Source organism: Bradyrhizobium sp. S3.12.5, assembly GCF_040548225.1.
In the GTDB taxonomy this organism is placed as follows: Bacteria; Pseudomonadota; Alphaproteobacteria; order Rhizobiales; family Xanthobacteraceae; genus Bradyrhizobium; species Bradyrhizobium cytisi.
In genome coordinates this window covers 30847-52002 of sequence record NZ_JBEPRF010000039.1, presented here as the reverse complement: position 1 = coordinate 52002, position 21156 = coordinate 30847, and the positions used below count along the sequence as shown (strand labels likewise).

The window sequence follows — 21156 nt, the reverse complement described above, 5'->3', positions numbered from 1 at the left end:
GTGTCTCCAGGTTGGGTGGTTTTGCAACTCCAGTCTGGCTCCAGACTCGGTCGCTATCCACCCCCCATGGAATCTTCGCTGCGCTCGCAATGACGAAAGCGCCGTCCTCATTCCTTCAGATCGTTCACCCTCTTCACCCACGCCCGCACGTCGGCGAGCACTTCGGGCAGCACCGACCTCACCTCCAGCACGGTCATGCCGGGCTTGATGCGGGGATCGTAGAGCAGGTTGAGGATGTACTGGTCGTAGACGTCGAAATAGCCCATCGACACATTGTCGTTGAACATCGTCCACGGCACGCTGGCGGTGTCGTTGATGGGGCCGAGTGACTGCAGCAGCTCCTCATAGGCGCAATCGAGAAAGGTGAAGTCGCCATTGTCGACGGTAAGGATGACGTCGGAATGCTCGATCTCGAAATTGTCGTTCTTGCGGAAGCCGGACAGGCATTGCGGATCGAGCGAGGTGCGGATCTCGCGCGCCTTCTCCGCGCCGTAGAAGCTCGCGATGGTGCGATTGAGGTCGCGGTCGCGCACGAGCTTCACCCGTACATTCGCCGCCTCTGCGGTCGCGGTCATCGCGATGTCGAGATGCTGCACGCGGGTGCCGATGTCGGCCACGACCTTCGCGAGCTGCACCTTGCGGTCGGCGCGGTCGCTCTCGACGAACACGCGCACCGGCCCGTCGAACTTGCGGATGCGGTCGACACGGCCGGCGAGGTGGTATTCGGCGCCGAAGGCGGTCTTCAGAAAGCCGTCGACGATCTCGGCGTCGGTAAAGCTTTTCTTCTCCGCACGCTGGCGCGCGGCGATCGCGGGCAGCTCGCCGGCGGTCGCCCTGGGTGCGATGTCAGGCGCACATGTGAGCGCTGCAAACGCCAGCAGGGCGAAGCGAAGGGCAGCCGAGGGCGGGACCAATGCGCTCATCGTTGCGCAACGCTGCCGTATTCGGTGGCTGCGCACAAGTCCGCATATTCAAGCGCCGCGGGTTCCGGCTGCAGTCGCTGCCGGCCTAGTTGTTGATCACGACCACGGTGGTGCCGACCCCGACGCGGCCGTAGAGGTCGGTGACGTCGTCATTGGTCATGCGGAAGCAACCGGAGGACACCGCCTGGCCGATCGTCTCCGGCTCGTTGGAGCCGTGGATGCGGTAGAGCGTCGATCCCAGATACATCGCGCGCGCGCCGAGCGGGTTCTCGATGCCGCCCTTCATGTGGCGCGGCAGGTCGGGCCGGCGGGCGATCATCTGCGAGGGCGGCGTCCAATCCGGCCATTCCTTCTTGGCGGTGATTCTGTGCACACCGCCCCAGCGGAAGCCGTCGCGGCCGACGCCGATGCCGTAGCGCAGCGCCTGGCCGTCCTGGAGCACCAGATAGAGCCGGCGCTCGGCGGTGTTTATCACGACCGTGCCGGGGGCATAATTGCCGTTATACATGACGGTGGTGCGGGGGATCGGGCTCGAGCCGCCGCCGAGAAAGCCGGTGGAGCTGGTGCCTGTGAAGTCGATCATCCCCGCCGCGGACGCGTCGGCCGCGCCAGCCAGCAAGAGTGCCATTGCGGTGATCTGCGCGGCAAAAAACCGGATCATTGTTTCCCCCAGAAAAAAATCGATTCAACCAAAGCCAGAGGCCATATTCGCGCGCATTCTGCAAGCCACGGGGCCGTGAGGGACGTCGTCTGCTGCGATTGGCGTTAGCAAATCGGCAACCACGCCAACTTGCCGGTGCGGGGCAGGGCCGCAACGCCGGCTCTTGCTTTGACGGGGCCCGCGAACAATGATTGATCCCATGGATCCTTGGGATATGGATCGCTGGAATAGCCGGTTGCGGGAGCAGACAGAATGAACGGTGCGGAAAGCCTGGTGCGGACGATGGTCAAGGGCGGGGTGGACGTCTGCTTCACCAACCCCGGCACCTCCGAAATGCATTTTGTCGCGGCGCTCGACCGCGTGCCGGGCATGCGTTGCGTGCTCGGCCTGTTCGAAGGCGTGGTGACGGGCGCGGCCGACGGCTATTTCCGCATGAAGGGCACGCCTGCCTCGACCCTGCTGCATCTCGGCCCCGGCCTCGCCAATGGCCTTGCCAACCTGCACAACGCCAAGAAGGCCAATTCCGGCATCGTCAACATCGTCGGCCAGCACGCCGTCTACCACATCGGCTACAACGCGCCGCTGACCTCCGACATCGAGGGGCTGGCCCGGCCGATGTCGTCCTGGGTCCGTACCTCGCCGGATTCCAAATCGGTCGCCGCTGACGGTGCCGCGGCGATCGCCGCCGCCAAGAGCGCCCCGCCGCAGATCGCGACCCTGATCCTGCCCGCCGACACCGCCTGGAACGAGGCCGACGGCATCGCCGAGGTGCCGGCCGAGCAGCAGCGCGCCGGCTATTCGCCGCAGGCGGTCGAGCAGGCCGCAAGGATCCTGCACGGCGACGGCGAGGGCACGCTGCTGCTGATGACCGGCAGCGCGCTGAGCGCAAAGGGCCTGGCGCTGGCCGAGCGGATCGCGGCCAAGACCGGGTGCACCGTGATGGGCCCGACCTTCCGCCCGAAAATGGCGCGTGGCCGCGGCCGCTACTCGATCGACCGCATTCACTACGTGATCGAGAACGCGCTGCCGATGCTGGCGAAATTCCGTCACATCGTGCTGGTCGAGTCCGACGATCCCGTGGCGTTCTTCGCCTATCCGAACAAGCCGAGCATGCTCAAGCCGGAGGGCTGCGACGTCCATCGCATGACCTCATGGGGCGAGAATTCGGTCGCAGCGCTCGAAGCGCTGGCTGGCGCGGTGAAGGCCAGCGCCAAGGACGTCAAGCCGCAGGCCGTGGCTGAGCTGATCAAGCCGACCGGCGCGCTCACCTTCGCCTCGATCGCGCAGGCGATCGCATGCGCGATCCCCGAGAACGCGATCATGGTCGACGAGTCGCTGACCACCGGCCGCGGCTTCTTCCCGCCGACGGCGGCCGCCGCGCCGCACGACTGGCTCCAGAACATGGGCGGCTCGATCGGCTTCTCGACGCCGCTCTCGATCGGCGCCGCGATCGCCTGTCCGGACCGCAAGGTCATCACCATGGTCGGCGACGGCAGCGCGATGTACACGATCCAGTCGCTGTGGACGCAGGCCCGCGAAAATCTCAACATCGTTACCATCGTTTTCGCCAACCGCATTTACCAAATCCTGCGCGGCGAGTTCGACAATGTCGGCGCCGGCGAACCCGGCCAGCGCGCCAACGACATGCTCCGCCTCGACCGCCCGACGCTCGATTTCGTCGCACTGGCAAAGGGCATGGGCGTGCCCGGCCGCGCCGTCGCCAATGCCGACGAGTTCAACAAGGCGCTGACTGAAGCCGTCGCCGAGCCGGGGCCGCGGCTGATCGAAGTCCAGATGTAGGGGAGGCGCACGTACAACGGAGCGCCGAGAGCCCGGAGGCACGATGCAGACCGAGCTGAACAAGGTGATCGCGGCGCTCCGGGACTTCTACGCCCAGGAAGGATTTTTGTTCGAGAAGGATATCGGCGAGCGTGCCGTCACGCACCGCTTCGCCGTCTATCTCGAGCGGCAGTTTTCAGGCTGGGCGGTCGACTGCAACTATGACCGGCTCGGCGAGCGCACGCTGCATCTGCCGCACGGCACGATCATCTCGACCGACGATCATCTCGGCAAGTCGATCTACCCCGACGTCGTCGTGCACCAGCGCGAGATTCCGAACAATCTGCTCACCGTCGAGATCCGCAAGGCGAGCAATCACACGCCGCTGGAGCACGATCAGCACAAGCTGAGAGCGCTGACCGATCCGCATGTCTGGTTCGCCTATTGGATCGGCGTGCTGCTGGTGCTGGACCGGCACAACGTGACGATGTCGGAGGTTTATGTCAGCGGCCTTCTCGATCAACCGCTGTCGCTCTGGTTCGCGGAGCGGTTAAAAGAGAGCGGTCTCGCGGGCGCGCATTAGCGCGTGTACTCCTAAACGTCAGATATTCCGTACCAGCAAGAGGTCGCGGGCGCGCTAACCCGCGACCTCATCGTTGGCTTTCTAAGGCTATCTCTCGGCTCTTTCGTCCGCGCGTGCCCCTGTTCCGTATACCGCAATGCATCCGGTCAAGCAGTTGGGAAACACATTATTGGCGCCAAGCGGAACGAACACATGATTGTTTTCCGCATTGGCAGCAACCGAATGGGCGGTGCTCGCTGCGTGAACGAGCGGGCCCGTGGTCACCGCAGGCACGTTGAAGGTAGGCACCAGCTGCTTCAGGGTCTTATCGCGCGCATCGATGACGCCGAGTATCGCAGCTCCCTGAGCGGTCAGGGGGGGTGCGCCGATGACCTCGGTCGGACGCAACGGGCTGGTCGAGGAGGCCGTGTAGTAGTTTCCGTCACCCTTGTTGAACCATACCTCGTCGCCAACACCGACGCCGGGCACGATCTTGTCAATTGCACCCGTCCTGGCGTCGAGAATTACCTGAATCGGCGCCGCCGTCACGTTCTTGGTCGAATTCCAGAGATTGCCCGCGGTATCAAAAACCGTATTGCAGCCAGCGAGCAGATCGACGTTGGGACCTACGGTAAGGCCTGCCGGTTGGCAGAACTCGATCGGATATTGCACTTCCACGGTGCCGGCAGGTGATATCCGAATGACGGCCCCATCCTTGGCATTCGGGCCTACCTGCGGAATCGACAGATAGAACTTGCCCGTCACCGGCTCCCACACCGGCTGTTCGGCACCATTGGTCGCGTCGACCCCGGTATGCGACGTGTCAAACGTTATTCGCTTTCCGACCGTGAGGGCACCGGTCGTCTTGCTGACGTGGATCAACGTCACAAAGGGTGGCGTGTCGGCGTTGTTGATGACAAGCAGCAGTCCGTCGTTGGCGTCATATGCCAGTTCGTCCGCACGGAGGCCCGGTGCGCCGCCGGTAGATACGTCGCCCACTGTATTGCCGGTCCTGAGATTGATCGAGACCACGCGGCTGTTGGCGTCGGTCACGAAGAGCCACGGAAACGCCGCAACCACTCCGTTGGGCCCGGAGGTGCCGTTGTCGCCGGTAAAGCCCTTGAACGCCGGCTTGGCACTTATCTGCGAAATCAGCGCGTTTGTTCTTGCATCGACGACATCGACGACGGCGTTGGAGCGATCGGCAAGATAATACGTCTGCGTCGTCTGATCGACGAAGCTGATGTCGAACACGTACATGTTGCCGCCGGTCATGTTCGCCTTCGTTCCAGGGATGGGAACGGTCGTCAGCAAACGGACCGCCCCGTCCCTTCCCTGACCCTCCATCGAGAATGCGTCGGTTGCAAACATCACTGCCACGATGATGCTGACAGCGGTGCACAACAATGTTCGGTGTCCAAGCATTGCTTCGCTCCCTTGTTTGTTTCGAGCCGGTTCTCTCGGCTCCCGGATACCCTTCTCCTTTCTGGATGAAAGTTCAACCAAAGGTTTATGTCGGGCGCGGTGTTTTGGAGCTGTGATGCCGGCAGGGCGCCTGCGTGAATCCGTTGTTGTGACAAGGCCGATATGGCGGCATGTCGGTTTCAATGTCGCCCTCTGAGCGCACACCGGACGCGACGCGCTTGTGAGTCCACGCGCTGGAGACGGATGAGTTTTGGTTGAAGCGATGCGCTCGGGACTCGATTCACCTCTCCCCGTCGGGGAGCGATGAACCACACAAAGCCGCCCGCGCGATGCGAGCGGCCTTCGCGTCGTCAACCGTCACCAGCTCAATGCAGCGCAGCGCCCTGGCCCAGCGCGTAGGTCACGAGATCCCTCAGCCGGAAATCGGGGCCGGTCACCGGCGCCCAGTTCGGGTCGAGTGACAGCATCGAGGAGGCGTCGCCGAACATCAGGCCGAGGAAGACTTCGGCGACGACACGTCCGCCGACCGGACCGAGTTGCGGTGTGTTGATGCCGCTCGCCGGCGCGCCGGTGGCAGTGATCGTGACCGGGGTCGAGAACTGGCGCGCTTCTGCGAGGATGTAGGTCCAGAGCGGGCAGTTGCCCTTGAATACGCCGTTCGCAATCGAGGAGATCGGAACCTGCGGATCGCCGGTCGGGTCGGGGTTGTCGACGGCCCGGCCGATGACGATCTGCTCGTCGGTCAGCGGCGTCAGGTGCATCGCCCTGGCCACCGCCTGGCCCGAAGGCAGCCCGAGCCGCCAGCTGCGTTCGAGATTGCGAAGCGCCAGCGATGACGGATTGGAGGCGACCTCCGGCGGCAGCTTGCGCAGCGGATCGACCAACGAGGTGTCGATGCGGTAGGCGAGTTGGAGCCGCCGCTTGTTGTCCGGATTGGTGCTGTCGTCCTCGACGCCATAGGCGCGCGTGTCGATGTCGATGAACCGCCCCCAGTCGATGGCGCGTCCCGGACCCATGGCGCGGAAGCCGGTCAGCGCATTGTTGTCGGGGTTGTTGGGATCGGGGAAGATCTGCAGCAGCATGTTGTCGGCGTCGTTCAGCCGATAGCCGGGCCGGATCATCGAGTGGCCGAGCCGGTAGGCTGCGACCGAAAACTCGACCGGCATGAATGGAAAATTCTTCCAGTGATAGTAGGCGAGCCTGCTGCGGTCGTAATGGCCGCCGGTCCTGAGATCGTTCAGCACGCCGGCATTGACGATGCGCGGCAGGAAGTCGTTCAGCACGACGTATTGATAGTGGAAGCGCACGCGCTGCTGCACGGCCTCGAAGGACAGCCCCTCATTGTCGTCGACCATGCGGTTGTGGAAGCGCAGCATCAGTCCCTGAAACTGCGAGACGATGCTGTTCTCGTCGTTGCGGGGATCGCCGATCAATGCGCGGCCCTTGAAGCGCGGCAGGTCGCTGGCGTTGGACACGCCGGTGCCGGTCAAGGTTTCGCCGAGCAGAAACTTGCCGCTGCTGTCGTACATGTAGGGCTGGTCGTTCGGACCGCGGCCGTAGAGATTGTCGAGATCGAGCGCCGGCGTGCGGAAATCGACGAGCCCGTCCGGATCCTGCTGCTTGGTCAGCGAGCTCACGGGATCGAAGGTGATGTCGTGATCGATGAACTGGCCGAAATAAGTGTAGAGCGCGGGAATTCCGCTCTCCTCGGCATCGGGGCCGTCTTTGGGAGGGTCGAAATCGCCGACCATGTTGTCGGCGAGCGCCGCGAGATTTGCGATGTTGTCGGCCTCGCTCGGGCCGAATTTCGCCGGCGTCAGATTGCGGAACATGCGGCCGAAGCGGCCTTGTGACAGCGGCGAACGGGTGGCGTTGAGACCGCGCGGCGTAATGGCGTGACGACTGCTCATAAAGTACCTCCATGAAAAGTTACGACGGCAAGCAACTAAAGTTAAAGTTGTACGTTATACACTATGCATGTGAGGCTAGATCGCGGAATTCGGCGTCGCAATGCGCTGCTTCACACATCGCGCGACGTCGATGGCGTTCGACGAGCGCGCGTTGCGGTCAAGCCGCGGATGCGCTTTGCAAATTTTTCCCGCAGCAATGCCGAATAACATTCTCGTCATCGAAAATCTCGACCCGAAGCAATGTCAGCTTCACCGACCTAATCGGCAGGTGTTTTGCCATCGCGAACATCGTGTTCGCGTAAAAATTGCATTGGCGCGCACACGCCGCCTCGTGGACACTGTGATCTCGGCCACAGTTTGCAGCCCGGCTCCCGCCTATCCTCCGCGGACTTGCACGCGTCGATCCCGCGGGACTAGGCTTCCGTCATTGGGGATCAGGCATTTTGGAGGTTCTGATGCAAAAATCATATTTGCTGGCTGCGACTGCGGCACTGGCGCTCATCATGCAGACACCGCTCGCGCTCGCGCAGAGCGCGCCCGCCGCAGGCGGCACGCCGCCGGCCGCCGCGGCCACCACGACGGCGCCTGCAGCGACCACTGCACCGGCGGCAACCACCACGCCGGCTGCGACCACCGACACTTCGACGGCGCCAGCCGGCCCGAAGAAGAGCGCCGACAAGAAGCCGGCGAAGAAGAAGATGACGCGGCAGCAGGAGATCGACCATTCGGTCGACAGCGGCACCGTTCCGGCGCGCTATCGCAGCTCCGTGCCGAAGCAGTACCAGCAATATATTCCGTTCGAGAAGCAGTGACCGATCGCACCGCGGCACGAGGGGCTCCCCGACGTGGTGGAACCGGACAACAGCCACGCAGGAGCCAAGCAGGAGCCAAGTAGCAGCGATGGCTCGATCAGCCGACCCCTGTGGCGGTCTACGGTGCCGGTGTTAAAGTAGGCCAAGCCGGGGGGAGCCGTGATGAGTGACGATGCGAGGGATGCTGGCCTTGTGGCCATGATCAGCAGCATCCTGGGAGGCAACAAGCGCGCAGAGGCCGCCAGCCCGCCGCCGCTTGCTGACTTCATGCCGGTCGCGCCGGCGGCCGCACCGTTAGCGGACGTAACGCAAATCCCGGAAGCGGAGTCTCCGAAGCTCCAGGATGCATCCGATCAAGCGGTGGCGGCTCCGAGGCCGGTTGCGCCCGGTCCACCCCTGACACCGGACGGCAAGCGGCTTTTGCCGGCGGACGCGATTGCCGGTCTCGTGCTCGGCGAATTGCGCAAGATCGAGGGTTTTCCGGCGTCCGGCGTCTCGGTGACGGTCTACGGCTATCGGCACTGGAACGCGATGATCACTTTCGCGCCGTTCTCGACCACGTTCCAGAACGCGACCCGGTTCCGTCAGGCATTGCCAGATCTCGTGTTCAAGCTCCGTCGTTTCGTCGAACTTGAGATATAGGTCTGGTACAGCCGTGACCCGAAACTGTTCGACAGGATATTCGAATTGAGCGTCGCCTTTACCAAGGAAGAAAGTGCCGAGACCGCCTCCGAGACACTGCTGCCGGATCGCCCGATCTCGCCGCATCCGAACCTCGTGACCGAGACAGGTTTGCAGGCGCTGCAGAAGCAGTTCCAGGACGCGCGCGAGGCCTATGAAGCCGCGCAAGCCATCGATGATGTCAACGAAAAGCGCCGGCAGTCGGCTGCGCCCCTGCGCGATGTCCGCTACTTCGCGGAACGGCTGCGCACCGCGCAACTGGTCTCCAATCCGGCGTCGAACGAGACGGTCGCCTTTGGCAGCAGAGTGACGTTCAGCCGCACCGACGGCCGCGTGCAGACCTACCGTATCGTCGGGGAAGATGAAGCCGATCCGAAGGCCGGCTCGATCTCGTTCGTGTCGCCGGTCGCGAAGTCGCTGATGGGGAAGGCCGTCGGTGACGTCGTCGGCTCGGGAACACAGGAGATCGAGCTTATCGAGATCGCGTAACGAGATTACGGAGCGATCCGGGCTCCCCGTTTCATCTCGCCGTCAAGCAAAAACCTTAAGTCGATCATAATTTGAAGCAATCCTGGGCTTTGGAACTGTCGGGCAACTCTGCATGAAGTGAGGTTCGATCATGTCGATGAGCAAGGCCTTCAATGAGCGTCTAACGGAACTGAAGTTTCATCCCGCCGTTCTCGCGGTCAGACAAATCAAGAAACGGCTGGCCGATAGCGGACCGGCACTGCGCCTCAAATTCAATACCCAGAAGCGCGACGAGATCATCGGGGAATACAAGCGCGGGTCGAGCGTGCAGGACGTCATCGATTTCACCAAGCAGCATATGGGCACCGGCTCCTGCCAGATCGAGACGGAGATCTCGTCGGCCCTCGACTACATCGCGGAGTCCGCTCCGAAGCTCGTCGTTGAAATCGGCACCCTGAACGGCGGAACGTCGCTCCTGTTCGGACGATTTCTTCCGACGATGGAGACGATGATCTGCATCGATCTGCACGTGAAGAACAAGGAAATGCTGAAGCTGCTTGCGACGCCGAAGCAGCAATGGACCTTCTTCGACATGCCGTCCTACGCGGATGAAAGCGTCAAGCGGATCGAGAAGTTTCTCAACGGCAGGTTGATCGACACATTGTTCATCGACGGCGATCACCGCTACGAAGGCGTCAAGCAGGACTTTCTCTGCTACCGGCATTTCGTTCGCGAAGGCGGCATCATCCTGTTCCACGACATCTGCGAGTCCAGCGGCAACACCAGCGCCTGGGCCGGCGGCGTCCCGCAGCTATGGCGCGAATTGTCGCCGTTCTACGAGCACAAGGAATTCATTCAAAACCGCAGCCAGGAAGGCTTTGGCATCGGCGCGCTGAAATACACCAAGGCCGCGAATCCGTTTCCAGCGGCGTGATGTTGGTGGTGGCGCCGTTCGCATCGCGCGGACGGCGTGGCCGCTGACGGGCGCGGTCTCACCCCTTGCTCCGTCATTGCGAGCGCAGCGAAGCAATCCAGTCTGCCTCCGCGGGCGCACTCTGGATTGCTTCGCTGCGCTCGCAATGACGACGGGCGGTGCGCCCACGGGAACGTCACCTCTGCGATCTTGTAGCTCGAGTAGGGGTTCGTTGAGCGATCGTGCCGCAATCGCTGAAACTATCCCGGATCGGCCCAAATGCCGCCGGTGAGCTTCATCCCAAACCTGACGCGAGCATCTTCAATGAAAGCCGGCAATGTCTCCGCGGTGCTTGCCACGCAAGGCGGCTTACCTCCAACCGGCATAATGAAGCCCTTCCTTCCTACCCTGAAGAAAATCCCGACCCCGCGCGATGGTTCGTTCGACGCCAGCAGGGTGAATCCGCCGGCCGGCTCCCAAGGAAAATGCGACACCATCGCATCCTGAAGGTATTCGAGCTGCCGCGAAATCCGGGCGTCAACAATGCGAATGACGCAACCACTGATCGCTCCAACGGTCGGTTGTTTTCGACCTACACGATCTCGCGAGAGTGCTTCCATCGCATCTGAAATGACGGAGAATTCTTGCTCTTCCGGACTGATGGGGTCAGATCTTACTGTTCTTCCGTTCTCATCGATCGTATGTCGCTCGAGTGCGCCCTTATAGGCTTGCTTTAGCTGCAACAACCGAGTCCATTCTTCTCCATCTCCAATGTGTGCGTTACTTGCCTGTCTTACTTCGCCGTTTTCAATTACAAACAGCTGCTTCTTCTGTTCGTTTTTTAGGACAAAGAAGTCCATATTGGCGAGCTTCTTGGATGCGAGCCATGCGACCGAGTCGATTGTAGGATCATTCAGAATTTCCAGCTTCAGGGCGGTGACCGCGGAGTACGCGGCATCGAAGTTTCCGGCAAAAGCAACTGCAAGTTCCCCGGAGAGTATTTGGATCTTGAGGCTGTGAAATTCGCCGTTGACGGGGCCGATGTCGCCTTCGAGCTGGAAATGAGCGTGGCTCAGGAGTGTGTCCCCCACCATGAAGCAAATACCTGGACTGGCATGTGCTACCACGAGCGTCATATTGTTCTCTCTCGTGAATGCTGTTTTGCTGTCAAATGAATGCCTTCCTGATTTGCCATGAGCTCGCAAACCAATGACACGATCGGGCCACGGCATCGGTCTCATCGTCCGATAGGCTGTTGTCGAATGGTGCCATCATGCCCCTGTTTTGCCCGACGGAGCAAGTGGTGTTTCGGAAAAGTCGTAATCCGCTGATCCGACTGACATCGGCTACTGTGCATGGGGTTGTTTTCGACATTTTAACGGGACGGTGACGAAAGCCGCCCGTGTCGGGGATCGTCCGCAACCAGCAGGTTTCAGGATGATGAATGGTGGGCGCACAAGGGATCGAACCTTGGACCTCTCCCGTGTGAACCACAATCTGTAGACCCGAGCCAACCAAATCCGGCCATAGTTGAAATGTAAAAACCTCTTTGATTGGTGTGGTTATGGGCTTGTTTGGCCATAAGAGCCCATAGGTGGCCTCGCTACATTCTGTATGCCCCCGTTGTGCCCGCCGTGGATTTTCCCTTGGGGCACAAAAAACGAGGGGGGTCTGAGACCCGGTTCTGTTTGGATTATTGGATCCTTCCTGCGCGGGCACACGGCAAGGGGAAGGTCTGAGGCCCGGTTCTGTTCGAGGGCTGACGTCCTTCTTGCGGGGGCACACCGGGCCATAGAGAGAGGGAAGGGATCATGACGGCGCCGGCCAACCAGCTGACACTCACCGATGCGGTGATCCGCAAGGCAACGCTGCCGCCGGGTAAGGCGCAGCATTATCTCCACGACGACAAGCTGCCCGGCCTGGCCTTGCGCATGCGCGCCACCGGCGGCCGGACCTGGGTTTACCTCTTCTCCAAGCCGGGGGTAAGGGGGACCCAGCGCAAGACCCTCGGCGCGTGGCCCAAATATAATGAGAAGGCCGCGCGCAAGGCTGCCACCATCGCCGCAGGCGAGGTCGTCAAGGGCTTGGACCCGAACGACGCGAAGCGCGAGGCGAGGCGGCTGATGGCAGCCGAGAAGCAGCACACCACGCTCGCGACCCTCATTGTTGAAGAAGGTCCCTATCAGACGTCCTTGACCGAACGTCAAGTCGTCAACTGGAAGCCAGCAATGTCGGCGCTCAGGCGCGGGCTCAAGGATCACGCCGAGAGCGGCGTGGGGGACCTGACGCGACGACAAATCATGGCTGCGGTCGACAAGATTGCCAAGACCGGCAAGCGCGGTGCAGCCAAGGACCTGCGCAAGCACGTGCATACCTTGCTCGAATGGTGCGTCGGCGAGGGCTATGTCGAGCACAACGTGCTCGCCGGCTATCGCGCGCCCAAGGAAACCCGCGCGCAGAGAGTCGGGCGCCGAACAAAGGGCCGCGCACTGACCGATGAGGAAATCATCAAGGTCTGGCATGCATCCGGCAAGCTCGGAGCTTTCGGCCTCCTGGCGCGCATGTGCCTGCTCGGTGGCCCGCGCCGCAGCGAGCCTACCATGATCGAGTGGCGAAAGCATATCATGGATGAGCGCATTACCTTTGATGCGGCATGGACCAAGATGGGGCTGCACCACGATGTGCCGCGCACTCACCTGGTGGACGAGGTGCTCACGGCCGCGAAACATTTCCAGCGGGCAACCTCCGACTATGTCTTCCCGTCACCGAAGACCGGCGGGCAGATGTCCGGCTTCACCAAGATGGTCAACCGCCTGGTCAAGGAAGCGAGCGTCGCCAAGTTCACCATGCATGATCTAAGGCGCAGCCTGCGCACCATCATGTCACGCTGTGGCTACGACAACGAAATCCAGCGCTTGTGTGTCGGACAAAAGCCAAGCGGAATCGATCAGGTCTACAATCATGACGAACAGTGGATCATCCGCAAGATGGCGTTCGAAGCGGCTCACGACTACATTGCGGAGTTGGTCGGCGCCAAACGGGTCGGCAAAATCGTACGCCTGCAGCGGACGAACCCGCTTGACCCGATCAAGGCCGAGCTCCTCGGCCGTCTCCGTGAGCATTATGCGGCTGAGGCGTCTTAGTGGTTTTATGGCGCTTGGCCAGATAGTCGCGCACGCGTCTACACGATAGAGCGGCCGGCCATCGACGTAGCGCCATTTCAGCGGGTGGTTCGGATCACGCCGCCACTGCTCCAGTGCGCCAGGCGTGCGCCGGATAACGGCGGCCCCCTCTAATGCCGTTAAATTGGAGCTGGCCGGCAGCGCATCGATATCGAACGTCGCGGGCGGCGGCACGCCACGATTCTTGCGACGCCGCTTTGTGGCAGGCGGCATCTCACCACTACTTGGCGGCCCTATCGCCTCAGTCGGAGGCTTTTCGTTTTCACCGTTCATGCCTCCGCCCCAAACCCTGATCCGGTTGAGGCAATGAGATCGCAGACGTCAGCAGCAATACAGAAATCGAGGGCGCGGGTATGGCTGCTGGGTAGGTGTGGCGTACAAATAGGGCGAATCGTGCCTGTTCTCGGAGGGGTTCCCGATTAATCAAAATCCTTGCCCAAGCTCGGGGGCGTCGGGATAGTAGGTTAGAACAAGCGCCCAGCCTGCGGGGCCTTATCCGCAGGCTATTGCGAGGTCACCGATCCGACGTGTTTAGGCTGCGCGAGAGCTCGCTCGAGCACTACCTCCATGGCTCGATGTTCAGTGGGCCGCTGGCTGTTGGAATGGCGCCGACCTGTGGCGTTGCCTCAAGGCGCAGGGATTTAGAGGCTCGGTGCGAGTCGTTGCCGAATGGGCGACACGCCGTCGGCGTGCCGAAATGCCCGATGCTCAGAGCCTGCAGCGCGTGCCGTCCGCGAGAACTATCGCCCGCCTGATGACCAATGGCCGCGATACGTTATCAAAGTCAGAGACCGTCACCATTGCGGCGATTGAGCAAGGCGTTCCTCTCCTGGCGGAAGCTCGAGAGATCATAGCCGCTTTTCATGCGATGATCCGCAAGAAGGCTCACGGAGAGCTTGAGCCATGGTTGGAACGAGCATGCGCAAGCCTCGTCATGTCTTTTGCCAACGGCGTAATCAAGGACAAGGCCGCCGTCAGCGCAGCGATCACGACGTCCTGTTCCAACGGACAGACCGAGGGTCAGATCACCAAGCTCAAACGGGTCAAGCGCCAAATGTACGGACGCGCCAAGCTCGACTCGCTGCAGGCTCGGCTAATCGGCGCCACATGACCAGTGCTGCACCAAAATTGCGTCAGAGTCCTTACTTATTTCCATGCCGAAACACAGTTGACCCTCCGCGACGGCCAAATCGTTCAGCTTCGGGCGCCGCACAGGCCGCGATGGTGCGAGCCGCTCATCAGGGCTCGCTCTGCCAGCAAGGCGCTGCCGCTTTGGCGCTTCCAGTTGTAGCCGAGCCGTTCAGATGCGCCGCGGCTAACTCCTGTGCGTTGTAGTGTGCAAATCGGACAGATCGGATGCGCTGTTGGCAAGCTCGTAACACGCCGTGCCCGTGCTCACTTGGCCCCGTGTGCAAAGAAAAGACGAAGGTCGGCGTGAAGGCGCGCCAGCGTCCGGCCCGGGGAGTTTCCAAACGTCTCGATGCCGCGCTCGTCGTGGATGAAATTGGCAGCACCGGTGGTCATACCCGCCGCGAGCAGCGCTTTTAATTCTTGCTTGAACTTCGGGCACAGACCGAATCTCTCCGGCATCAAATCGCCGGCAAAACTGACATCATGAGCGAGTTCACGCATCGGACAAGCGGATAGGGTCAACTGATGGAGAGTTGCGCCTCAATGCGGCTGTGCTAGTACGCCCACTCGCGAATCGAGGAGCGAAAAGTGGCGAAGAAGGTGAAGAAGACGGCTGCGAAGAAGAGACCTGTGCGTCGCGAATACACAAAGGCTGACGTGAAGGAGCTGCGCGCTCATTCGAAAGCGAAGACTCCGGTTGCGAAAATTGCGAAGCTCACAAAGCGCTCCGAAGGCTCACTCCGCCAAAAGGCGCTCAAGCTTGGAATCCGGCTCGGTCATCAGCGCTAGAAGGCGGCATCATGACGCGCTTCAATAAAGTGTTCTCGACCAGAACGTTGTTGCAAATCATCTGCGTTCTTGTCGCTGTTGTCACAATGAAGTTGTTGAGCGCTCACTATGACTTCAGCTGGGCAGCCGCAGTTGCGGTTGACTAGAAGAACATCTTGGCAGGCTGAGCAGAAAAGAAGTACGCCTAGTGGCGAGCTATCACGCGGCGTTCAAACGTACGAAGTAATGGCGCCTCCAGAACCGCAGGCAAACGAGACAGTCAAAAATCTAGTGTGGACGATTTCCCCATATGTGCTGCAGGACTCGAACCAGCAACCAGGCCGTGATGAGCGGCCCTGCCTGCTCGAAGATCACGGACATTGTGGTTTTTCGTGGCGTCGCCTGACGATCTTCCACGTTCGTTCACGGTGTATCGGTGGTTAAGTGGTGGTTGGACATCGTCAGCCGCTCTGTCGAATGAGCGCGGCAAATGCGTGGCAAGCCGGAGGTTCAATCGTGCCTGACGATGAGATCGACAGAAATGTCCCTCAGGCTTGGCCATGTTTTGGGATTGGCGGGACCGCTTCCGGTTGAGAAAACCCGGAGCTTGCTCGGATCAATGGCTTCGTAGACAACGACCGATCCGAATTCGAATGCGAGATATCGCATCAGCTGTTCCGCACTCATATCGCCGCGGTCTGCGATTCTACCACGGACGAGATTCCAGGCGTTCGACCAGTCAATATGCAGAATTTGCGGAAGGTCTTCTGCACGTATAGCGAAGCTTGCCAGCTTCACGTCGTTAGCGGATTATCCGGCAACGAATTGCACACTCCAGCCGGACATTCCTTTTGCTCCGAGCGGGTGAAGGCACAAAATATGATCGCTGACCACCAAGTCCCGCAGATCCTCCGGGATCGGGGCATCGCGATTGGGCTTGAGACCTTGCTTACTTATAGAGTCAATGTTCACCTCGGGACTGGTGTGAATAAACCAGCCGAAATTAAGCAGCATCGCCTTTCGAAGGCTAAAATGGTCTCTGAATAAATCTTCTCGCATTGTTCTTTCTTAAAATTCATATCTGATGCTGGATTTCGATACGCTATACTTATCAGCATCGAGATATGATTAGTAGTCTAATCATAGCTTGACAACGTGCAGGAAATTGATACATTATCCTAATCAACCGCTAGCTTTGATTAGGATATTGTGTCGTGGGCTACAAAACTGAAGACCTGATCCAGGAGATACGAGACCGCAGGACCGAAGCGGGCGTCAGTCAGCGCGCGCTGAGCGCACGCTCAGGTCTGACGCAAGGCCATATCTCCCAGATCGAGACGGGAACGCTAGAGCCAGGCCTCTCCAGCTTTATCGACATGGCGCGGGCGCTTGATCTTGAGGTCGTGCTGGTGCCGAAGAAATTCCTGCCAGCGATACAGGGTATCCTTCGTCAAACACAGGCTGAACCATTGTCCCCTGAAGGGGGGGGCGCGGCGCTCCGGGAGATTGCCCGCGGCGAACGTTTGGTCATCAAGCAAAAACTATTGTACGGCAGTTCGGCCGATCTTGACCGGATCGCTGACGCCCTCCGTTTTCTGAGGCAGGTTCCTCTCCGCAAACAGGACCTTCAGATCGTCAGTCACGCGATCAATACGCTGAAGCGCTTTCAGGCCAGTCCGCAATCGAAAGACACCGTGGCGGCCATCGCGGCAGACCTGCAACAGCTTCGCAACCGGATCGCGCACAGCCCATCGGAAGCGCCACGTTCGGCTTACGCCATAGATGATGAGGACGACGATGCCTGAGGTATCAGTCCTGAATGTTCATCTCCACGGCAAGCCCATCGGTACGCTCACACACATCCAGGGCGACAGAACGCTCTTTGCGTTCAATCAGGAGTATATCGACGATGCCGACCGTGCGACGTTGAGCCTGTCCTTCAAAGATCAATTCGGGGAGCTCATCACCGCTCTCAAACCCGTCCAGCAAGTTGTCCCGCCGTTCTTTTCAAACCTGCTGCCGGAAGGGCCTTTGCGCAAATACCTGGCCGAGCGGGCTGGCGTGAACGCGCAGCGCGAGTTCTTTCTGATCTGGATGCTTGGCCGCGACCTTCCTGGGGCGCTTTCCGTACACCCCGCTGAAGGCGAGGAATTGCCTCCTCAAGTGGAAGCGGAGATAACGCCGGAAGAGCGCCGCAACATGCTGCGCTTCTCCCTGGCAGGGGTGCAATTGAAGTTCTCCGCGCTTACAGACGGCACCAAAGCGGGCGGTCTCGTCATTCCCGTGGAAGGCGTCGGCGGATCATGGATCGTCAAGCTGCCGTCGCAGCAATATGCGGGCGTGCCGGAAAACGAATATTCGATGATGACCATCGCGAGAGGGATGGGCATGGACGTGCCTGACCTCCAGCTTCTGGATCTGGATACGATCGACGGCCTCCCTGAGGGCATCGGTGAACTTAAAGGGCAGGCGATGGCCATCAAGCGGTTCGACCGCCGCGATAAAGGCCCGGTGCATATTGAAGACTTCGCGCAGGTGTTCAGCGTCTACCCCGATGATAAGTACAGGCACGCCACGTACCGCCGCATAGCCGGGGTCCTCGGCATCGAGACCGGCGACGCTGATGTGGCTGAATTCATCCGCCGGCTCGTGTTCAGCACATTGATCGGAAATGCGGATATGCATCTCAAAAACTGGTCCCTGATCTACGCAGACGAGCGGACGCCAACGTTGTCACCCGCGTATGACTTGCTTTCGACCATCCCTTACATCGCTGACGAAACGATGGCGCTTAAATATTCTCGTAACAAGAAAATGGCGGAGTTTTCGAAGGACGAGCTGAAGCACCTTGCGGCTAAAGCGAGGATTTCCGAGAAGCTCGTACTCGATACCGCTGCCGAAACCGTCGCGCGCTTCAACCAGGTATGGGGCGAACAGAAGACCAAACTTCCGTTGGAGAAAAAGGTCGTCGAGATGATTGACGCGCATGCTGCGTCGATACCAATTTACAGCGAGCTCTAGCATGGCTTATGAGTTCGGTAATCTCTCCCCAGCCGATTTTGAAGACCTCGTCCGCGACCTTATCGGCCGCGAATTCGCGGTTCGGTTCGAAGCTTTTGCGCCAGGTCCCGACGGCGGCATGGACGGCCGTCACGTTAAAGGGACATCGAAAACGATACTTCAGGCAAAGCACTATGCGAGGTCCGCATACGCATCGCTCAAGTCCCAGATGAAGCGGGAGCGTGCGTCGATTGACAAGCTGGCGCCCTCCCGGTACCTGTTGGCAACGTCTTGCCCGCTTACGCCTGCCAACAAGTCCGAGCTTGCCGGACTCATTGGCCCCGCACTTCTAAGCGAAGCGGATATTTTGGGGCCTGGTGACCTGAACACCCTGCTCAGGAAATATCCTGAAATCGTCAAATCGCACATCAAACTCTGGTTGTCCGATGCCGCGGTCCTGGATCGCGTCGTGCACTCCGCAGCCCACGCATTCAACAAGATCACCAAAGGGGAGATTGAAGCCAAGGTCAAAGTGTATGCACCGAACCCAAGCTTCGACGGCGCGCGCGATACACTTGAGGCCAACCACGTTGTCATTATCTCGGGGCCTCCGGGCGTCGGTAAAACGACGCTGGCAGAAATGCTTTCCTATGCGTACATCGCCGAGGGCTGGAACCTCTTCGCGATCCGCAGCCTTGAAGATGGGCTGGCCGTAATTGAGGATAAGGATAAGCAGATTTTCCTGTTTGACGATTTTCTTGGAAAAGTTGCGCTGGACCGAAGCGCTCTCGCTCACAAAGATTCTGAGCTGGCACGATTCATCAAGCGTGTTCGCAATTCGCCGAACGCCCGCTTCATCCTGACTACAAGAGCCTACATCTTTGCGGAGGCCCGTCAGGTTTCCGAGTACTTGGCGGACCGACGGCTCGATATCAGCAAATATGTTCTTGATGTCGGAATATACACCCGCCGCATCAGAGCGCGCATCGTCTACAATCACCTTCTTGTCGCGGGTACGCCGGCGCGCCACATCGCGGCGCTCATCGAAAGCGGCGCTATCACCAAGATCGTCGATCATAAGAATTACAATCCGCGCATCATCGAGTGGATGACTGATACAGCGCGCATCGCCGACGGCGGCGCTGGAACCTATCCCGCATCCTTTCTTCACGCGCTCGACCATCCGGGTCAGCTGTGGGATATCGCTTTCCGGACCCATATCTCAAAAACGCGTCAGCATCTGCTCATCGCGCTGTTTTTTAGCTCCGAGTACGGTGTCAGCATCGGCAATTTGCGGGATGCTTATGAAGGATTGCATCCACGTCTTTGCGCCAAATACGGCGAAAGCCACGGCCCAAAGGATTTCGAAGAATCTCTCCGAATATTGGAAGGAGACTTCATCACAATCAGAGGCACGCAGGTAGGCTTCGTCAATCCTTCACTGAGGGACTATTTGACGGAATATCTTGCTGACGAGAATATGCTGCTGGAAATTGCGCGTTGCGCGCGGCAAACCGATTGGGCGAAAGAAGTCTGGAGGTTTGCGAAGCGTCTGAAGCTGTCTGATGAGCTGCGGACACATTTGGCTCTCTCATTCATCGAACTAGCACAGCGACTTCCCCAGCTTCCAGTCTGGTTCATCGTTCCTGGCGAACACGGTTCCGTTCGTTACCCGAAGGGCCTTTCCAATACAGATCGCATTGAAATGGTGCTCGAATGGTGGGACGCGACCAAAGATCATCGGTTGGCTGACATTGCGCTGGAGCTGGCCCGATCTCCCGTCGATGGTCTTGATCCCTGGCGCGATGGCAACGAAGTGATCGGATTAATCGGCAGGCTTCGGGATGGCGATTATTTTTACGAACTTCCACACGCGTTCGAAATCGCCGATTTTCTTGAAACCGCGGCTGTCGCGATGGTCGAACAACACATGACCTCGGAGGAGCTTGAAAGAATTTCGGATGCGGCTGATCAATGGAGCCACCATTTAACAGATAAGATACTTAACGCTGTCAATGATGCGATTAGGCATGAGATCGATACTGTCGGTACTGTCGTCGAGGAAATGGATTCGCAGTCTACCCTTAACAGCCACATCGATACGATTGAGAAACTTTCGAAGCGCGTTGGCATCGGCGCGGACGTCGTTTCCAATGCGGTGGAAACCGTGAGGGATCGCATCACTGAGCTTGAAAGGGAGATAGAGGTCTCAAAATCTCCGTCATTTCAGAGCGGCGGGCCTCCGGAGAAAGATACGTTCGACGACGAGGCGTTGAAAAATCTTTTCGTTCCTCTTCTCCAGCGATAGCGACGGCTGGCTTTATGCGGCTATGAGATCTGGGCAATGAACGATTCTATCGAGTGTCCCAATTGATACGACTCGTTCGTCGAGCCAACCAGTATATCATCTGCACTTTCGAGTGCGAGCAGAACGATTTCGCGGGCACGGTTTCTATCGAGCGCCATGGCGGGCGTTGAAATTGTGCCATCGGCGGAGCAGCTCACATAGATTGCGGTTTCCCGGAGACGATTGATCGAACCGTCCGTAGCCTCCCGTTGCAGCCTCTCACAAGTCTCCGCACCCAAGATCTTCGGCAGACGGCCCATGAATGTTGCAGGGCGAACCGCCATGGCATGCTTTTTCATATGATTGCGAAGCGGGTCGCCCCACTTTTTTTGAGTGCCTTCGGGTTTCTGCACCCGGAAAGCGAGAAGTTCGGCTTTGGCTGTTTCCTCAAGCGCCGTTATCGCCAAGAACACACTTGTGCCGTAGGAACCGCGCTCGAATGCGGCCACGCTGTCCCCAAGCAGCACCAGCACATGCTGGCCGGCTGTATTGAAACCCAAGACCGGGTCGTCGCCGTATCCCGGACCGCCAAAGTCGATCGCGGCCTGTACAGCCGAAAAAAAATCAGAAGGCTCGTCGTCTTTGTTGGTCATG

The 21156-nt window shown here is 59.7% G+C and carries 19 protein-coding genes and 1 pseudogene; 11 read left to right on the top strand and 9 right to left on the bottom strand.

Annotated elements, in window-relative coordinates; genetic code table 11:
• Positions 1–107 precede the first annotated feature (107 nt).
• Positions 108–923 (bottom strand): DUF2927 domain-containing protein, encoded by an 816-nt coding sequence (locus ABIC09_RS36065; RefSeq protein ID WP_354112236.1) that lies wholly within the window; start codon positions 921–923, stop codon positions 108–110.
• 85 nt (positions 924–1008) lie between these two features.
• Positions 1009–1584, bottom strand: coding sequence for a L,D-transpeptidase (locus tag ABIC09_RS36060; RefSeq protein ID WP_148755709.1), 576 nt, complete (start codon positions 1582–1584; stop codon positions 1009–1011).
• Between the two features lie 252 nt (positions 1585–1836).
• Between ABIC09_RS36060 and ABIC09_RS36055 the strand changes: the two genes are divergently transcribed.
• Both ABIC09_RS36055 and ABIC09_RS36050 read left to right on the top strand, forming a co-directional pair.
• Entirely contained in the window at positions 1837–3384 is a 1548-nt protein-coding gene (locus tag ABIC09_RS36055) for an acetolactate synthase large subunit (RefSeq protein WP_354112235.1), read from the top strand.
• A 43-nt stretch (positions 3385–3427) separates the two neighbouring features.
• A complete protein-coding gene (locus tag ABIC09_RS36050) occupies positions 3428–3946 on the top strand; it encodes a hypothetical protein (RefSeq protein WP_354112234.1) in 519 nt (172 codons plus the stop codon).
• A gap of 87 nt (positions 3947–4033) precedes the next feature.
• On the opposite strand, the gene ABIC09_RS36045 is transcribed toward ABIC09_RS36050, so the two are convergent.
• The 3 genes from ABIC09_RS36045 to ABIC09_RS36035 all read right to left on the bottom strand — a co-directional run bounded on the left by ABIC09_RS36045 (position 4034) and on the right by ABIC09_RS36035 (position 7479).
• On the bottom strand, positions 4034–5350 hold the full coding sequence (locus ABIC09_RS36045) for a YncE family protein (RefSeq protein WP_354112233.1): 1317 nt from the start codon (positions 5348–5350) through the stop codon (positions 4034–4036).
• 365 nt (positions 5351–5715) lie between these two features.
• A complete protein-coding gene (locus ABIC09_RS36040; protein ID WP_354112232.1) occupies positions 5716–7260 on the bottom strand; it encodes a peroxidase family protein in 1545 nt (514 codons plus the stop codon).
• 75 nt (positions 7261–7335) lie between these two features.
• Positions 7336–7479, bottom strand: a complete 144-nt coding sequence (locus tag ABIC09_RS36035; protein ID WP_354112231.1) for a hypothetical protein — start codon at positions 7477–7479, stop codon at positions 7336–7338.
• A 236-nt stretch (positions 7480–7715) separates the two neighbouring features.
• Here ABIC09_RS36035 and ABIC09_RS36030 point away from each other — a divergent pair, with 236 nt between their 5' ends.
• The 4 genes from ABIC09_RS36030 (at position 7716) to ABIC09_RS36015 (ending at position 10155) form a co-directional block, all read left to right on the top strand.
• Positions 7716–8072 (top strand): hypothetical protein, encoded by a 357-nt coding sequence (locus ABIC09_RS36030; RefSeq protein WP_148755704.1) that lies wholly within the window; start codon positions 7716–7718, stop codon positions 8070–8072.
• Between the two features lie 162 nt (positions 8073–8234).
• Positions 8235–8714 (top strand): hypothetical protein, encoded by a 480-nt coding sequence (locus tag ABIC09_RS36025; protein WP_354112230.1) that lies wholly within the window; start codon positions 8235–8237, stop codon positions 8712–8714.
• A gap of 45 nt (positions 8715–8759) precedes the next feature.
• Positions 8760–9242 carry a transcription elongation factor GreA gene (greA, locus tag ABIC09_RS36020; RefSeq protein ID WP_354112229.1) on the top strand — a complete coding sequence of 161 codons (483 nt, stop codon included), beginning with the start codon at positions 8760–8762 and terminating at the stop codon, positions 9240–9242.
• A 130-nt stretch (positions 9243–9372) separates the two neighbouring features.
• Positions 9373–10155, top strand: coding sequence for a class I SAM-dependent methyltransferase (locus tag ABIC09_RS36015; protein WP_354112228.1), 783 nt, complete (start codon positions 9373–9375; stop codon positions 10153–10155).
• Between the two features lie 239 nt (positions 10156–10394).
• Here the strand turns inward: ABIC09_RS36015 and ABIC09_RS36010 are convergent, their stop codons facing one another.
• Positions 10395–11366 (bottom strand): hypothetical protein, encoded by a 972-nt coding sequence (locus ABIC09_RS36010; protein ID WP_354112227.1) that lies wholly within the window; start codon positions 11364–11366, stop codon positions 10395–10397.
• Positions 11367–11945: 579 nt separating this feature from the next.
• On the opposite strand from ABIC09_RS36010, the gene ABIC09_RS36005 reads away from it, so the two are divergent.
• A complete protein-coding gene (locus tag ABIC09_RS36005) occupies positions 11946–13277 on the top strand; it encodes a tyrosine-type recombinase/integrase (RefSeq protein WP_354112226.1) in 1332 nt (443 codons plus the stop codon).
• A gap of 524 nt (positions 13278–13801) precedes the next feature.
• Positions 13802–14427: pseudogene (locus ABIC09_RS36000) on the top strand (transposase); the annotation flags it as partial.
• A 284-nt stretch (positions 14428–14711) separates the two neighbouring features.
• Here the strand turns inward: ABIC09_RS36000 and ABIC09_RS35995 are convergent.
• Positions 14712–14948, bottom strand: coding sequence for a hypothetical protein (locus tag ABIC09_RS35995; RefSeq protein WP_354112225.1), 237 nt, complete (start codon positions 14946–14948; stop codon positions 14712–14714).
• Positions 14949–15725: 777 nt separating this feature from the next.
• The gene (locus ABIC09_RS35985) at positions 15726–16013 is read right to left on the bottom strand and encodes a hypothetical protein (protein ID WP_354112224.1); all 288 of its coding nucleotides are present in this window, start codon (positions 16011–16013) and stop codon (positions 15726–15728) included.
• Positions 16014–16429: 416 nt separating this feature from the next.
• Here ABIC09_RS35985 and ABIC09_RS35980 point away from each other — a divergent pair, with 416 nt between their 5' ends.
• From ABIC09_RS35980 to ABIC09_RS35970, 3 genes are read left to right on the top strand one after another with little or no spacing between them, the layout of a single operon-like run.
• Entirely contained in the window at positions 16430–17020 is a 591-nt protein-coding gene (locus ABIC09_RS35980; protein WP_354112223.1) for a helix-turn-helix domain-containing protein, read from the top strand.
• Complete coding sequence (locus tag ABIC09_RS35975) at positions 17013–18236, top strand: type II toxin-antitoxin system HipA family toxin (RefSeq protein WP_354112222.1); 1224 nt, start codon at positions 17013–17015, stop codon at positions 18234–18236. The genes ABIC09_RS35980 and ABIC09_RS35975 overlap by 8 nt, the downstream gene beginning before the upstream one ends.
• Before the next feature lies 1 nt (position 18237).
• Complete coding sequence (locus ABIC09_RS35970; protein ID WP_354112221.1) at positions 18238–20523, top strand: nSTAND3 domain-containing NTPase; 2286 nt, start codon at positions 18238–18240, stop codon at positions 20521–20523.
• Positions 20524–20543: 20 nt separating this feature from the next.
• Here the strand turns inward: ABIC09_RS35970 and ABIC09_RS35965 are convergent, their stop codons facing one another.
• Entirely contained in the window at positions 20544–21155 is a 612-nt protein-coding gene (locus ABIC09_RS35965; RefSeq protein ID WP_354112220.1) for an AbiV family abortive infection protein, read from the bottom strand.
• Between the last annotated feature and the right edge of the window lies 1 nt (position 21156).

What these genes read in the sequence shown, in the direction of transcription:
- ABIC09_RS36010 (WP_354112227.1), bottom strand. Translation starts at nt 11,366, where the DNA reads ATGCCGTGGCCCGATCGTGTCATTGGTTTGCGAGCTCATGGCAAATCA.
- ABIC09_RS35970 (WP_354112221.1), top strand. Translation starts at nt 18,238, where the DNA reads ATGGCTTATGAGTTCGGTAATCTCTCCCCAGCCGATTTTGAAGACCTC.
- ABIC09_RS36005 (WP_354112226.1), top strand. Translation starts at nt 11,946, where the DNA reads ATGACGGCGCCGGCCAACCAGCTGACACTCACCGATGCGGTGATCCGC.
- ABIC09_RS36045 (WP_354112233.1), bottom strand. Translation starts at nt 5,350, where the DNA reads ATGCTTGGACACCGAACATTGTTGTGCACCGCTGTCAGCATCATCGTG.
- ABIC09_RS35975 (WP_354112222.1), top strand. Translation starts at nt 17,013, where the DNA reads ATGCCTGAGGTATCAGTCCTGAATGTTCATCTCCACGGCAAGCCCATC.
- ABIC09_RS36060 (WP_148755709.1), bottom strand. Translation starts at nt 1,584, where the DNA reads ATGATCCGGTTTTTTGCCGCGCAGATCACCGCAATGGCACTCTTGCTG.
- ABIC09_RS35965 (WP_354112220.1), bottom strand. Translation starts at nt 21,155, where the DNA reads ATGACCAACAAAGACGACGAGCCTTCTGATTTTTTTTCGGCTGTACAG.
- ABIC09_RS36055 (WP_354112235.1), top strand. Translation starts at nt 1,837, where the DNA reads ATGAACGGTGCGGAAAGCCTGGTGCGGACGATGGTCAAGGGCGGGGTG.
- ABIC09_RS36015 (WP_354112228.1), top strand. Translation starts at nt 9,373, where the DNA reads ATGTCGATGAGCAAGGCCTTCAATGAGCGTCTAACGGAACTGAAGTTT.
- ABIC09_RS36030 (WP_148755704.1), top strand. Translation starts at nt 7,716, where the DNA reads ATGCAAAAATCATATTTGCTGGCTGCGACTGCGGCACTGGCGCTCATC.
- ABIC09_RS36050 (WP_354112234.1), top strand. Translation starts at nt 3,428, where the DNA reads ATGCAGACCGAGCTGAACAAGGTGATCGCGGCGCTCCGGGACTTCTAC.
- ABIC09_RS36035 (WP_354112231.1), bottom strand. Translation starts at nt 7,479, where the DNA reads ATGACGAGAATGTTATTCGGCATTGCTGCGGGAAAAATTTGCAAAGCG.
- ABIC09_RS36040 (WP_354112232.1), bottom strand. Translation starts at nt 7,260, where the DNA reads ATGAGCAGTCGTCACGCCATTACGCCGCGCGGTCTCAACGCCACCCGT.
- ABIC09_RS36065 (WP_354112236.1), bottom strand. Translation starts at nt 923, where the DNA reads ATGAGCGCATTGGTCCCGCCCTCGGCTGCCCTTCGCTTCGCCCTGCTG.
- ABIC09_RS35995 (WP_354112225.1), bottom strand. Translation starts at nt 14,948, where the DNA reads ATGCGTGAACTCGCTCATGATGTCAGTTTTGCCGGCGATTTGATGCCG.
- ABIC09_RS36025 (WP_354112230.1), top strand. Translation starts at nt 8,235, where the DNA reads ATGAGTGACGATGCGAGGGATGCTGGCCTTGTGGCCATGATCAGCAGC.